The 13,923-nt window shown below is 55.5% G+C and carries 9 protein-coding genes; 8 read left to right on the top strand and 1 reads right to left on the bottom strand.

Annotation, left to right across the window (positions count from 1 at the left end):
• Positions 1 to 143 precede the first annotated feature (143 nt).
• Together ACEYDX_RS01300 and hpnC are read left to right on the top strand one after the other, a co-directional pair.
• Positions 144 to 1,916 (top strand): ABC transporter ATP-binding protein/permease, encoded by a 1,773-nt coding sequence (locus ACEYDX_RS01300; protein WP_373740229.1) that lies wholly within the window; start codon positions 144 to 146, stop codon positions 1,914 to 1,916.
• Positions 1,917 to 2,352: 436 nt separating this feature from the next.
• Entirely contained in the window at positions 2,353 to 3,168 is an 816-nt protein-coding gene (hpnC, locus tag ACEYDX_RS01295) for a squalene synthase HpnC (RefSeq protein WP_373740228.1), read from the top strand.
• A 733-nt stretch (positions 3,169 to 3,901) separates the two neighbouring features.
• Here the strand turns inward: hpnC and lolA are convergent.
• On the bottom strand, positions 3,902 to 4,522 hold the full coding sequence (gene lolA, locus ACEYDX_RS01290; protein ID WP_373740227.1) for an outer membrane lipoprotein chaperone LolA: 621 nt from the start codon (positions 4,520 to 4,522) through the stop codon (positions 3,902 to 3,904).
• A gap of 401 nt (positions 4,523 to 4,923) precedes the next feature.
• Between lolA and ACEYDX_RS01285 the strand changes: the two genes are divergently transcribed.
• From ACEYDX_RS01285 to ACEYDX_RS01260, 6 genes are all read left to right on the top strand, one after another.
• Positions 4,924 to 5,742 carry a ferritin-like domain-containing protein gene (locus ACEYDX_RS01285; RefSeq protein ID WP_373740328.1) on the top strand — a complete coding sequence of 273 codons (819 nt, stop codon included), beginning with the start codon at positions 4,924 to 4,926 and terminating at the stop codon, positions 5,740 to 5,742.
• Positions 5,743 to 5,867: 125 nt separating this feature from the next.
• A complete protein-coding gene (locus tag ACEYDX_RS01280) occupies positions 5,868 to 6,845 on the top strand; it encodes a tRNA dihydrouridine synthase (RefSeq protein WP_373740226.1) in 978 nt (325 codons plus the stop codon).
• A gap of 490 nt (positions 6,846 to 7,335) precedes the next feature.
• A complete protein-coding gene (locus tag ACEYDX_RS01275) occupies positions 7,336 to 8,076 on the top strand; it encodes a pseudouridine synthase (protein WP_373740225.1) in 741 nt (246 codons plus the stop codon).
• Positions 8,077 to 8,596: 520 nt separating this feature from the next.
• On the top strand, positions 8,597 to 10,912 hold the full coding sequence (locus ACEYDX_RS01270) for a 4Fe-4S binding protein (RefSeq protein ID WP_373740327.1): 2,316 nt from the start codon (positions 8,597 to 8,599) through the stop codon (positions 10,910 to 10,912).
• Positions 10,913 to 11,090: 178 nt separating this feature from the next.
• The gene (gene nosZ / locus ACEYDX_RS01265; protein WP_373740224.1) at positions 11,091 to 13,112 is read left to right on the top strand and encodes a TAT-dependent nitrous-oxide reductase; all 2,022 of its coding nucleotides are present in this window, start codon (positions 11,091 to 11,093) and stop codon (positions 13,110 to 13,112) included.
• 207 nt (positions 13,113 to 13,319) lie between these two features.
• Positions 13,320 to 13,923, top strand: a 604-nt coding sequence (locus ACEYDX_RS01260) for a NosD domain-containing protein (protein WP_373740223.1), incomplete at its 3' end; no start/stop codon positions are given.

The raw sequence follows: 13,923 nt of genomic DNA, 5'->3' as shown, positions 1-13,923 counted from the left end.
TTAAATACAACATTATACAAACTTCACTGATAGTTATCCGACAAACAGTTGTGAAGGTTTTTCAGACGGCCTGAGCCGAATCAGGCCGTCTGAAAAACGGAAAACCGCCGTTTATCACACAAACCATCGAAGTACGGAACATCATGCAGAAATGGCAAACCGAACTCTACGCTACCCCCTTGTGGCTGCTGCAAACGTCCGCCGGCATTGCGCTTGCCGCGGCCGTGATTATTTTTCTGGCGGGCAGGACCCGTTTCGGCCGCGAGTTTTGGTATATCCTGAAACCGTGCCTGCCCGACTTCAAAGGCCGTCTGAAAATCGCGGCGGCGGTGCTGCTGATGGTGGTGTTGCTGCTCACCGAAGTGCGGCTCGACGTGATGAGCACCTACATGACCGCAGGTTTGCTCAACACCCTGCAAGACCTTGATGCCGAAGCCTTTTGGCTGTTTGCCGCAATGAATGCGGGCGTGATTCTGCTGCGCACGTTCAACGGCGTGGTCAACGAATTTTTCGATCAGGTATTGGCGATCAAATGGTCGGAACGGCTCAACGCGGTGCTGACCGAACGCTGGCTGGCCGACAAAAACTACTACCGCCTGCACATGCGCCGCCACGCACCCGACAACATCGACCAGCGTATCCAGCAGGACGCGCAGGATTTCATCACGTCCACCATCAAATTCATACGCGGCATGCTCGATTCCGTGATTTCATCGATGGAATTCGCCATCGTATTATGGGGCTTGGCGGGCGTGCTGAACGTGTTCGGCATCGAAATTCCGCGCGGCATCGTGTGGTTTGTGTTCATCTTCGTCATCATCGCCACCGCAATCGCGATGTGGATAGGCAACCCGTTGATTAAATACAATTATGAAAACGAAAAACTCAACGGCAACTACCGCTACTCGCTCATCCGCGTGCGCGACCACGCCGAAAGCGTCGCCTTTTACAACGGCGAATGGCGGGAAGAACAAGGCTTGCGCAGCCGTTTTGCCGCCATTATCGGCAACCGCTGGCGCATCGCCCGCCAAAGCGTTGCACTCAGCGGGTTTAACGAAATGTTCAGCCGCGGCATCCAGCTTTTCCCCGTGATTTTGCAGGCCCCGCGCGTGTTCGCCCGCGAAATCAAAGTGGGCGACGTGCAGCAGACCGTGCAGGTCTTTTCCCGCCTGCAACGCGCCCTGTCGTTTTTCCGCCTGTTTTACGAAGAATTCACCGCCTACCGCGCACGACAGGAACGTCTCTACGGCTTTCTCGTCAGCACCGAAGAACAGTATTCCGCGCAACAGCCCGAAGTACATGAAATTTCAGACGGCCTCAAACTGGACAACGTCGCCCTTTACCGCCACAACGGCGAAATCCTGCTCGGCGGCATCCATATTGACGTCAAACGCGGCGACTCGCTGCTGATCAAAGGCCCCAGCGGTTGCGGCAAAACCTCGCTGCTGCGCGCCTTGGCAGGGCTGTGGCCGTTCGGCAGCAGTGGCCGCATCGAACGCCCCGCCCACAGCGGAATCCTGTTTGTGCCGCAACGCCCCTACACCCCGCAGGGCACCTTGCGCGAAGCGGTGTGCTATCCCGACATAGCCCCGCACCACCCCGAACTCGAACAGGCAATGAGCGATTGCAGGCTCGGCTATCTCGTCGGCAGGCTCGACACAACCGACGACTGGCAGAGCAAACTCTCGCCCGGCGAATTACAGCGCGTCGCCTTCGTCCGCGCCCTGCTTGCCCGCCCGAAAATCATCCTGCTCGACGAAGCCACTTCCGCGCTCGACGAACCGACCGAAGCGCAGCTCTACACCCTGTTGCGCCGCAGCCTGCCCGAAGCCGTGATTGTCAGCATCGGCCACCGCAGCACGCTGGACGCGTTCCACAACCGCATCGTGCAGGTAGGCGAAGCAGCGTGTGGTTAAGCCGTAATGAAGGCCGTCTGAAAAATGGTTTTTCAGACGGCCTTTACATTGCGCTTATCTTTTTGAAGGCTGCGTTTAGAGAGCTTGGGATTCGGATTGACCGTCATTCCCGCGCAGGCGGGAATCCAGAGTTGATATTCACGACCGCATGAATCAAAAAGGTTTCTGAAATTTAAAGCCGGATTTCCGCCTACGCGGAAATGACGGTGGTTCACGATACCGCATCAGTCAACATGCCGTAGAAATCCAACCGAATACCAAGGCCGTCTGAGAATGGTTTTTCAGACGGCCTAAATATGACAGGGCAGGGTAAATCCAATCTGAATCTGAATTCCAGCTCGAAACCAAATCCGACAAAACCAAAACCAAGTCTGAGCCGAACCCCAACCGCAGCCATATCCGCTATACTGCCGTCTGAAAAAAACAAGGAAACGCCATGTCGGTCAACCATTACGAAAACTTCCCCGTCGGTTCCATTGCCGTGCCGCGCCGTCTGCGCCGCCCGATACACGCCGTGTATGCCTTTGCCCGCACCGCCGACGACATCGCCGACGAAGGCGAAACGGACAACGAAAGCCGTTTGCAGGCACTCGGCGCATTGGAGGCGGAACTGACCCGCATTTCAGACGGCCTCGAACCCGAAACCGAGCTGGTACGCCGTCTGAACAACGAAGCCGTGCGGCCGTTCAAACTGCCGTTGCAGCCGTTTTACGACCTGTTGTCCGCATTCAAACAGGACGTCGTAACCAAACGCTATCAGAATTTCGCCGGATTGGCCGATTACTGCCGCCGCAGTGCAAATCCCGTCGGCCGCATCATGCTGCACCTCTACGGCGAAACCGATCCGCGCAGCATCGCCGAAAGCGACGGCATCTGCACCGCGCTGCAACTCATCAACTTCTGGCAGGACGTGGCCGTGGATTGGCAGAAAGGCCGCGTTTACATCCCGCAGGACGATTTGCAGAAATTCGGCGTAACCGAAGCGCAGATTGCCGAAGGCAGGGCGGATTTTGCCTTCCAGCGGCTGATGGCCTACGAATGCGAACGCGCTTTCAAAATGCTCAAGGCCGGTTCGCCCCTGGGCAAAACGCTCAAAGGCCGCATCGGTTTCGAACTGCGGATGATTGTGGCCGGCGGTCAGATGATTCTGCAAAAACTCGACGGTGAAAAATACGATGTGTTCAACCGCCGTCCCGTGCTGGATAAGAAAGACTGGTGGATCATCGTGAAACGCGCCGTGATGAAAAAATAGACTGCAACGACAAGGCCGTCTGAAAACCTGTTTTCAGACGGCCTTTGCTATGCGGCAACCGTACAACCGCGCAAGATGGCAGCTTTGGGGCAGGGGCAGGATTTTCGGGAACTGTTTGCGAAACTGCCTGTCCCATAAACAGGCCGGCACGGGATGCGTATTCCGAAAAACCGGCCGTTTTCCCGGCCAACCGGCTGTTTCCGCTGTATCGGAATATACGGATTGGCTTTGTATGCAATAACATTCAGGAGATGATGATGAAACAATTATCGGCATGTGAATCGGAACAGGTAACGGGTGGCGCGGCCGCAGGTTTCGAGCCTTGGATTCATTTGGATATGGACTATGAAGACTGGGTTGCAAATCCCGACCGCGAATGTTCGTTCTGCGAAGGGTCGGACCGCCGTGCCCGGAGAATTTAGAACGGGGAGGTACGGTTAGCCCGCCCGAAGCGGCGTAACCGTACAACCATGCGTTGCTGAAACCATTCCGTCATTCCCGCGCAGGCGGGAATCCGGCTTGAAGTTTCGGAAACCTTGTTGATGCATGCGTTTGTGAATATGAACCATGGATTCCCGTGTGTACGGAAATGGCGGTTGCGGACGATATGGTGCAAATCAAGGTTTTGTCCAATTGCAACCGAAGTAAAAGCCGCACAAAATAAAAGAACACGGCAAAGGCCGTCTGAAAAGTTTTTCAGACGGCCTTTTATGCTCGAAACATTACAAGCGGTTTAGTTGCTCACAACGTCCGCGCCTTTGGGCGGGGTGAACTTGAATGCGCCGCGCGACAGGTTGGGTTTGGTGTTCAGACCGCTGAAGTTGATGGTGGTCTGGTTGCCGAAGCTGTCTTTAAGCTGCATGGCGGCCAGAGTGTCGCCTTTGAAACCGATGCGGATAAACTGGTAGCCCGCATTGTTTTTCTTGGGCGTGGCCAAAACGTAGTCGATGCCGCCCGAAGAGCCGTCTTCTTTGAGCGTGTAGCTGCTGTCAAGCGCGGTTTTGTTGGACAGGATGGCGGCGGGGCTGTCGCCGATGGCTTGGTTTTGTGCGGATTTGGTTACCTGGTTCAAATCGGCATCGTGCAGCCAGATGGTTTTGCCGTCGCCGACGATGGTCTGTTTGTAGGGGCTGTTGTACTGCCATTTGAACAGGCCGGGACGCAGGATTTGGAATGTGCCTTGTGTGGTTTGGGTTTTCTTTTTGCTTTTGACGGTTTGGCTGAAGCTGCCGCTGATGCCGTCTGCGTCGTTGTTGAACTTCTTCAGCGCATCGACCGCGCCCGCTTGGGCAAGTCCGACGGTGGTGCTCAGTGCGGCTGCGGTGATGAGTTTCAACAGAGTGTTTTGTTTCATGGATGTTTCCTTCCTTTCGGGTTTGGGTGTTTCGGTGTCCAGTATAGGTGTTATTGTGTAACAGACAAGGGCGGCGGGGCGGTTTAATTTGTGTAAAACGGTTGCCTGTTTTTTAATTTCATGAATTTTAAGGGTTTTGTTTTGAATATGCATTGGGGCTTTGACATTTATTTATACGCTGCCGTGATGCTTTTCTGCGAAAAAAACGGTTTGTTAACACAGCGGATTCGCGCGGAACGCCTGTGTCGGATGGGGTTCGTGCGTATGTACGGGTACGGATGCGGGTACTGCCGTGCCGCGGTTTGGCGATATAATCCGGTATTCTCTAAATATGATGATGCTGTCTGAAATCTGCAAACGGAAACTTTTTCAGACGGCCTCAACCGCCGATGCGAACCGCCATGCTTTACAACCCCTATCCTTTGCTCGAACGCGCCTTGTTGTCGTGCGACCCCGATGAAAAATGCGCGTTGGCCGATGAAGTGTCCGCCGCCGTGCAGCAGTCCGGAGTCTGTGCCGACGGCGCGGATAAGCCCTTGGATTTCCGTTTTGCCGGCCGGCCCGCCAAGCCCGATCTGGTTGCGCCTTCGCAGGTTACGCCGCGAAAAATGCACACGCCGGAAGGATATGCGGCGATGCTGCATGCCATCTGCCACATCGAGTTCAATGCCGTCAACCTTGCGCTGGATGCGGCCTACCGTTTCCGTTTGATGCCGTCTGAATTTGTTCGCGACTGGATACGCGTGGCCAAGGAAGAAGCGCACCATTTCCGCCTGATGCGGGGCCGTCTGAAAACTTACGGCTTCGATTACGGCAGTTTCGAGGCGCACGGGCATTTATGGGACATGGCCTACAAAACCGCCTACGATCCGCTGGTGCGCATGGCGCTGGTGCCGCGTGTGCTCGAAGCGCGGGGCTTGGACGTTACCCCCGCCATCCGAGCCAAAGTGGAACAGAAGGGCGATGTGGAAACCTGCGCCGTGCTCGACATCATCTACCGCGACGAAGTCGGCCATGTGCAAATCGGCAACCGTTGGTACCAACACCTTTGCGCCGAACGCGGGCTTGAGCCTATATCGTTGTTCCGAAAACTGATTTCCCGTTACGATATGTTTATTTTCAGGGGCTATGTGAACATCGAGGCGCGGGAAAAAGCCGGGTTCAGCCGCTTCGAACTGGAGATGCTGGAAGATTTCGAGAAAAGTTTGAAAGGCGGGTAAACCGCCGCAGCAAGGCCGTCTGAAAAAGTTGCCGCCGCCGTTCTTCAGACGGCCTGTTTGCGGCGGTACACGATATATTGAAAACCACCCCGATTCCCCGAAACCACACACGACACGGACCGAATATGCCGACTCCCCGCCTGATTCTCGCCCCGATGCAGGGCCTTGTTGACGACGTGATGCGCGACCTGCTGACCCGCATCGGCGGCTTCGACGAATGCGTGAGCGAATTCGTGCGCATCACCCATACCGTCCATTCGCGTCCGACCTGGCTGAAATACGTTCCCGAAATCGCATCCGCCAACAAAACGCCTGCGGGCGTGCCGTGCACCGTGCAGCTTTTGGGCAGCGATGCGGAAAACATGGCCGTTAACGCGCTGGAAGCCGTGCGCTTCGGTGCGGACAAAATCGACCTGAACTTCGGCTGCCCCGCGCCGACGGTCAACAAACATCAGGGCGGTGCGGTGCTGCTGAAAGAGCCGGAACGGATTTTCCATATCGTGCAGACCCTGCGCTGCAGCCTGCCCGAACACATTCCGTTAACCGCCAAAATGCGGCTCGGTTTCGACGACAAAACCCGTGCGCTCGAATGTGCCGCCGCCATCGCCGACGGCGGCGCCTGCGGCCTGACCGTACACGCGCGCACCAAAGTGGAAGGTTACGAGCCGCCCGCACATTGGGAGTGGGTGGACAAAATCCGCCGTTCGGTCGGCATTCCGGTAACGGCCAACGGCGATGTGTTTGATTTGCAGGATTATCTCGACATCCGCCGCGTCAGCGGATGCCGCGACGTGATGCTCGGACGCGGCGCGGTGATGCGGCCGGATTTGGCGCGGCGCATCAAACTGCATCTGCGGGGGGAGGCGGCTCAGGAAGCGGGTTTCGCCGAAATTGCGGGCTGGATAAACCTGTTTTTCGATTTGTGCCTTGCCAAGGAAGCCAATAACAAATACCCCGTCGCCCGCCTGAAGCAGTGGCTGGGGATGATGAAAAAGGTGTACCCGCAGGCGCAGGAGCTGTTCGAGCGTATCCGGGCGGTAAAGGATGCGGACGAAGTGAAGGGGATTCTGCTTCGGTTTGAAGAGGAACAGCGCGGGAGGTGAAACTGAACAGGCCGTCTGAAAACAGTTTTTCAGACGGCCTTGTTTGTATAGGCTGTTGGGGCAGTGTGATGACAGCGATACCGCTATCCCTGCTGTAACCTTACAAGATTTGGCTGTGTTTGGATATTGATTGTATCGATACTTGGTTTTTCGTTATTCCCACGCAGGCGGGAATCCATATTTGAAATCCATCTTTTATTTTCAACAATCGCTTGCAAATATCAAAGTCGGATTCCGCCTGCGCGGTAATGGCGGACATTGAGGCGAATCAGTCTTACCGGTATGTAATCAATACGATGTCTGCACAGCCAAAACTTTTTAATCCATCCGCTTGTGCGTGTCGGCGGTGGATTGCAGTCTGCGCGCTCATCATGGAAGCCGATGCTCCGTTGCATCACAGCCTGTTCCGACCGCTGCGGCAGGGTTTTTCAGATGGCCTGTGCCGATTGACGTTATAATTTCAACATCCAATGCCGTCTGAAAGCCGATGATGAACGCAAACCAAGAACCTTTACGCCTTTCCAAACGCATGGCCGAACTCGGGCTGTGTTCCCGCCGCGAAGCCGACAGCTATATCGAGCAGGGCTGGGTGAAAGTAAACGGCCAAACCGCCGTGCTCGGCCAGAAAGTAACCGCCACCGACCGCATCGATTTGGACAAACGCGCACACGAGCGGCAGGCGCAGCGCGTTACCGTTTTGCTGAACAAACCCGTCGGCTATGTCAGCGCGCAGGCGGAAAAAGGCTATCTCTCCGCCGCCGAACTGATTACCGCCGAAAACCAATGGGAAGGCGACGACAGCCGCATCCGTTTCAGCGAGCAGCACCGATTCGGCCTCGCCCCCGCAGGACGGCTCGACATCGACTCCGTCGGCCTGCTGGTGCTCACCCAGGACGGGCGCATTGCGAAGCAGCTTATCGGCGAAAACAGCACCACGGAAAAAGAATACCTCGTGCGCGTGAAAGGCAAACTGTCTGCAGACGGTCTCAAGCTGCTCAACCACGGCCTGAGCCTCGACGGCGAAGCATTGCGCCCCGCCAAAGTGGAATGGCAAAACGAAGACCAATTGCGCTTTGTGCTCAAGCAGGGTAAGAAACGCCAAATCCGAAGGATGTGCGAACTCGTCGGCCTGCGCGTTACCGGCCTCAAACGCATCCGCATGGGCAAGGTCAAATTGGGCAAACTGCCGCCGGGCAAATGGCGTTATCTGAAAGCCGGCGAGCGGTTTTGAAACGGAGCCCCGTGCGGGTATAACGGCCGTTCATCAGCGCTTGTGCAAGCCGGAAAACGGGGTTGCCTGCACTTTGCTGCTGTATGGCCCTGCCGTAAAACAGACAGATTGGTTGCGCCGTAAGGCCGTCTGAAAATCTTTTCAGACGGCCTTTCCGTGAGCTGCGTGCAGCGGCAGGGTTTAGATAATATGCACCGATGATTCGGTAATTCGGATGATGCGGCTGTACACAAAATGTTCCGTATGTTTTCAGACGGCCTGTCTGTCCGTTTGCCTTTTGTTTGGGAAATTGCAATTATTCCCAAAGAAATAGTAAGTAAGCGTATGGTGTTTCATATGATTACAAAGTCTTATTGTAAAGTGTTTATAGGCCGTTAAGATTAGGCATATTGATTTAGGTCAATAAATTTCGGATATTTGATTCATATAATGTAGATGTTCTAGAGTATCTGTAAAACGGGAAGAAATTATGTCCGACCGGAAAGCAATCCGTAGAAGCAGGGCAGGCATTTGGGTGCAGATGCTGGCCATGTTGTTGGTAATGGCTGCTTTGTTTATGCCGCAGGCGTTGGCCGAGCGGTTGCCTGATTTTGTCGGCAAAGTGCCTGTGGCGGAGATTTTTCCGGGTGCGGACCGTATCGGCAAGCCGGAAGGCAAGCCGATGGTGGCTCGTGTGTACAAAGGGCAGGAACAGATCGGGCTGGTGTACATCACGACCGACGTTGTGAACACGCGCGGCTATTCGAGCAAACCCATCGATATGATGGTGGCGCTGGCCAACGACGGTACGATTAAAGGCGCGAAGCTGGTCAACCACCATGAACCGATTGTGCTGATCGGGATTCCGCAGTCGAAAGTCGACAAATTTATCGAAAACTATGTCGGTCTGAATTTTCTGAAAAATCCGCCCAAGCCCGGCGTGGCACCTGCCGACATCATCAGCGGGGCAACGGTAACGCTGATGGTGATTAACGACAGCATGCAGCGTTCGGTGAAGGCTGTTGCCCACCAATACAGACTCGGTACCGCACAGGCTGCGGTTGCGGTAGCCGCCGCTTCCGACGGCAAAACGGCTTCCGCAGCCGCACCTGCACCTGAAGTGAAAACCCGTCCGCGCCGCATGGTGGACGACAGTAAGCAGGATATTCAAACCTGGCAGCAGCTGCTCGACCAAAAAGCGGTGGCCAAGCTGCATATGACGGTCGACGAAGCAAACAAGCTGTTTGAGCAGAACGGCAAAGCGGGTTCCGCCGAACATGCGGAGAAAGGGCCGGGCAGCGATACTTTCGTCGACCTGTATGTGGCACTGGCGACGCAGCCTTCCGTGGGCAAAAGCCTGCTGGGAGAATCCGCCTACAACACGCTCAAAGGCCGTCTGAAAGAAGGGCAGGCTGCGGTTGTGGTGGCAGGCGAAGGCCGCTATTCGTGGAAGGGTTCGGGTTATGTGCGCGGCGGTATTTTCGACCGCATCGAGCTGATTCAGGGCGATACCAGCTTGCGTTTTACCGACCAGCAGCACGAGCGTTTGGTTAGCCTGGCCGCAAAAGGCGCGCCGCATTTTAAAGAAGTTTCTCTGTTTACCATACCGGAAGACATCAAAATCGACGGTGCGGAACCGTGGCGGCTGCAACTGATGATCCAGCGAGTTTTGGGGGTGAGCGACAAAGCGTTTGTGACGGCCGATTTGAACTACGAACTGCCGAAAGGCTATTACAAAGACGATCCAAAAGCCGAGCCGGTGGAAATCACTGCAGAAACGGCAGCACCCGCAGCACCGGTTCAGACGGTCCCTGCGTCGGAAAAAACCGATGACGCTCCTGTACAGGGCAACGCCCAAGCTGCCATCGATACGGAAAGCAACGGTTTGTGGAAACAGGTTTGGTTGGGCAAAACGGTGGAAATCGCCGTGGTGTCTTTTGCCCTGCTGGTATTGATTGCGGTGTTTTTCTTTCAGGACACGTTGGTCAAATATCCTGTTTTTTACGATCGCTTCCGTTTGGTTTATCTCACATTTACGCTGTTTTATATCGGCTGGTATCTGAACGCCCAGTTGTCGGTGGTCAACGTTTTTACCTTTACCAATTCGCTGCGGACGGGGTTTTCGTGGGACTACTTCCTGATGGATCCGATTGTGTTCCTGCTGTGGTGCGCAACGGCGATTTCGCTGCTGTTTTGGAACAGGGGCGCATTCTGCGGCTGGCTGTGTCCGTTCGGTGCTTTACAGGAATTGAGCAACCGCATCGCCAAAAAACTGGGCGTGAAGCAGTTTACCCTGCCGTGGGGCGTGCATACCCGTCTTTCCGCATTCAAGTATTTGATTTTTATGCTGCTGTTCGGGCTGTCGCTTTACGATTTTGCCGTGGCCGAACGGTTTGCGGAAGTCGAACCGTTTAAAACCGCGATTATTTTGAAATTCGTGCGCGAATGGTGGTTTGTGCTGTTTGCCGCGGCATTGCTGCTGGCCGGACTGTTTGTCGAGCGCTTCTTCTGCCGCTATCTCTGCCCTTTGGGGGCGGGCATCGCGATTCCGGCCAAGCTGCGCCTGTTCGATTGGCTGCGCCGCTACAAAATGTGCGGCAATCCCTGCCAGCTCTGCGCCAACGAATGCCCCGTGCAGGCCATCGAACCCGAAGGGCAGATTAACCCCAACGAATGTATCCAGTGCCTACACTGCCAAGTGCTTTACAACCACACTTCGCGTTGTCCGCAAGTGGTTGCCGACAATAAGAAAAAGGCCAAACAGGCGGCGGCCAAAGCCGAGCTGGAAGAGCAGCGCGCACGGCAGCCGCAGGAGCAGGTGGTGCATTTTGTAAAACCTGCGTCCAAACAGGAATAATGCTTTCAGGCGGCCTTACGCGGCGGAAGGACAGGCCGTCTGAATATCTGCAAAACGAATCGGATTCAAGCCGTATGGCGGTATCCGGACATTTCCAACCAAGCAGTTTGTTTCCAACGCGGTAGGCCGTCTGAAAAACAAGACTGAATACCGGATTTTCATAACAAGGAGAGTTGTCATGTCAGACGATAAAAAAACCGAACAGGCAGGCCTGAGCCGCCGCTCGTTCATCGGCACGGCCGCCGCTTCGGGAGCGGGTATTGCCGGCGCAAGCCTTTTGGGGCTTGCCGGATGCGACAATAAAGGCGGTGCGGGCGGTAAAAGCGCAAGCGGCGCATCGGGTGCGAAAACCGCTGCCGCAGCGGGCGAAGGCGGCCAGTCCGTCCATGTGGGGCCGGGCGAACTTGACCAGTATTACGGTTTCAGTTCCAGCGGCCAAACCGGCGAACTGCGCGTGTTGGGCATTCCTTCCATGCGCGAGCTGGTGCGCGTTCCCGTGTTCAATATGTGTAGCGCGACAGGTTGGGGCCGCACCAACGAGAGCCGCAAGATTCTCAACGAAAACCTCACGCCAGCAACCCGCAAATATCTCGAAGCCACCGGCCAGCCGGTTATTCCCAACGGCGACCTGCACCACCCGCATATGTCGTTTACCGACAAAACATACGACGGCCGTTTTGTGTATGTAAACGACAAAGCCAACAACCGAGTGGCGCGCATCCGCTGTGATGTGATGAAAACCGACAAAATTCTGGAAATTCCCAACGTGTCGGGCGTTCACGGCCTGCGTCCGCAGCGTTATCCGAAAACGGGCTATGTATTTGCCAACGGCGAACACATCGTTCCCATCCCCAACGAAGGCAGCCTGCTCGACGATCCCAAGAAAAACTGGTGGGCGGTCTATACCGCCGTGGACGGCGAAACCATGCAGGTTGCGTGGCAGGTAATGGTGGACGGCAACCTTGACAACGGCGATGCCGACTATCAGGGCAAATACTCGTTCTCCACCTGCTACAACTCCGAAAAAGGCCTGACTGTGGCCGAAGCATCGAAAAACGAGCAGGACTGGTGTGTGGTGTTCAACATCGCCGCCATCGAAGAAGGCATCAAAAACGGCGATTTCAAAGAAATCAACGGCGTGAAAGTGTTGGACGGCCGTGCAGAAGCCAAATCCAAATACACCCGCTACATCCCTGTGCCCAATTCGCCGCACGGCTGTAACGCTTCGCCCGACGGCAACTACATCATGCTCAACGGCAAGCTGTCACCCACCGTTACCGTGCTCGATGTGCGCAAGCTCGACGACCTGTTCGCCGGCAAAATCAAAGAACGCGATGTCGTCGTGGCCGAACCCGAATTGGGCTTGGGTCCTTTGCATACCGCCTTCGACGGCCGCGGTTTCGCCTATACCACGCTGTTTATCGACAGCCAGATGGTAAAATGGGACATCAACAAAGCCATCGAAGCCTACAAAAAAGGCGGCTCCGGTGCCAAAGGCGGTGCGGCTGCCGCTTCGGGCGATAAAAAACCGCAGGCAGACTACATTGTTCAGAAACTCGACGTGCATTACCAGCCCGGCCACAACCATACCTCTATGGGCGAAACCAAAGATGCAGACGGCAAATGGCTGGTTTCGCTGAATAAATTCTCCAAAGACCGTTTCCTGAACGTCGGCCCGCTGAAACCGGAAAACGACCAGCTCATTGATATTTCCGGCGACGAGATGGTATTGGTGCACGACGGCCCCAGCTTTGCCGAACCGCACGATTTGATGATTGTGTCGGCAGACAAAGTCAGCCCGAAAAAAACCTGGGACAGGAAAGACCCCTGGATGTGGGCGGATGCCGTCGAGCAGGCGAAAAAAGACGGCGTGGTGCTGGAGAAAGATTCCAAAGTCATCCGCGAAGGCAATAAAGTGCGCGTTTACATGACCGCCGTTGCTCCCGCATTCAGCATTCCGCAGTTTGAAGTCAAACTCGGCGACGAAGTAACCGTGTATGTAACCAACAACGAAACCATCGAAGACCTGACCCACGGCTTCACGCTCGAAGGCCACGGCGTAGCGATGGAAATCGGCCCTCAGGCTACTGCATCGATCACCTTCAAAGCCGCGATTCCGGGCGTACACTGGTATTACTGCCAATGGTTCTGCCACGCGCTCCACATGGAGATGTCCGGCCAAATGATCGTCAAACCGTAATACAGTAGGCAGACAGGCCGTCTGAAAAACTGAAAACAGATTTTTCAGACGGCCTTTTTCTTGTTTCGGACACCATGTTTTTACAGCAAAGCCGTTTCAGGCCACAGGCGGTTTTGCCCTGAAAACAACCTAACCCCGCCGGTATTTTTCAGACGGCCCGTAACAGGAGCGCCGTCTGAAAACCGGCAGACAAAACCAAACCGACCTATGCACATCAAAACCTTCTTCTTGTCCACAGCTGTTGCCGCCGTTTTTCAGACGGCATCCGCCGCCACCGTCCATATCGCCGCAGGCAGCAACCTGCAGGAAGCCGTTGACCGCGCACAGGCGGGAGACACGCTGAAACTCGCTTCCGGCGTGTACCGCGGCAAAGTCATCGTCAACAAGCCGCTCACGCTCGAAGGCCCCGCCGACCGCAGCGCCGAAATCGAAGGCGACCGTACCGGCCGCACATTGTCCGTCCACGCCCCCGACGTAACCGTCCGCAATCTGACCGTTACGAAATCCGGCCTGAGCCTGCCCGCCATGGATGCCGGCATCTATCTTGAAGAAACCGCCCTGCGCGCCTTGGTAGAGCATAATGATGTGCTTGAAAATTCAGTCGGCGTCTATATCCACGGCGCAACGGATTCGCTGGTGCGCAACAACAAAATAGTCGGCGACAGCAAACTGCGCCGCAACGAGCGCGGCAACGGCGTAACCGTGTGGAACGCCCCGGGCTCCAAAGTAACCGGCAACGACATTTCGCAAGGCCGCGACGGCATTTTTTCCAATGCCAGCACCAAAAACGTGTTCAGCAACAACCGTTTCT

Origin of the sequence: Neisseria sp., assembly GCF_041804105.1 — a bacterium.
In the GTDB taxonomy this organism is placed as follows: Bacteria; Pseudomonadota; Gammaproteobacteria; order Burkholderiales; family Neisseriaceae; genus Neisseria.
This window is presented reverse-complemented; position numbering and strand designations above follow the sequence as displayed.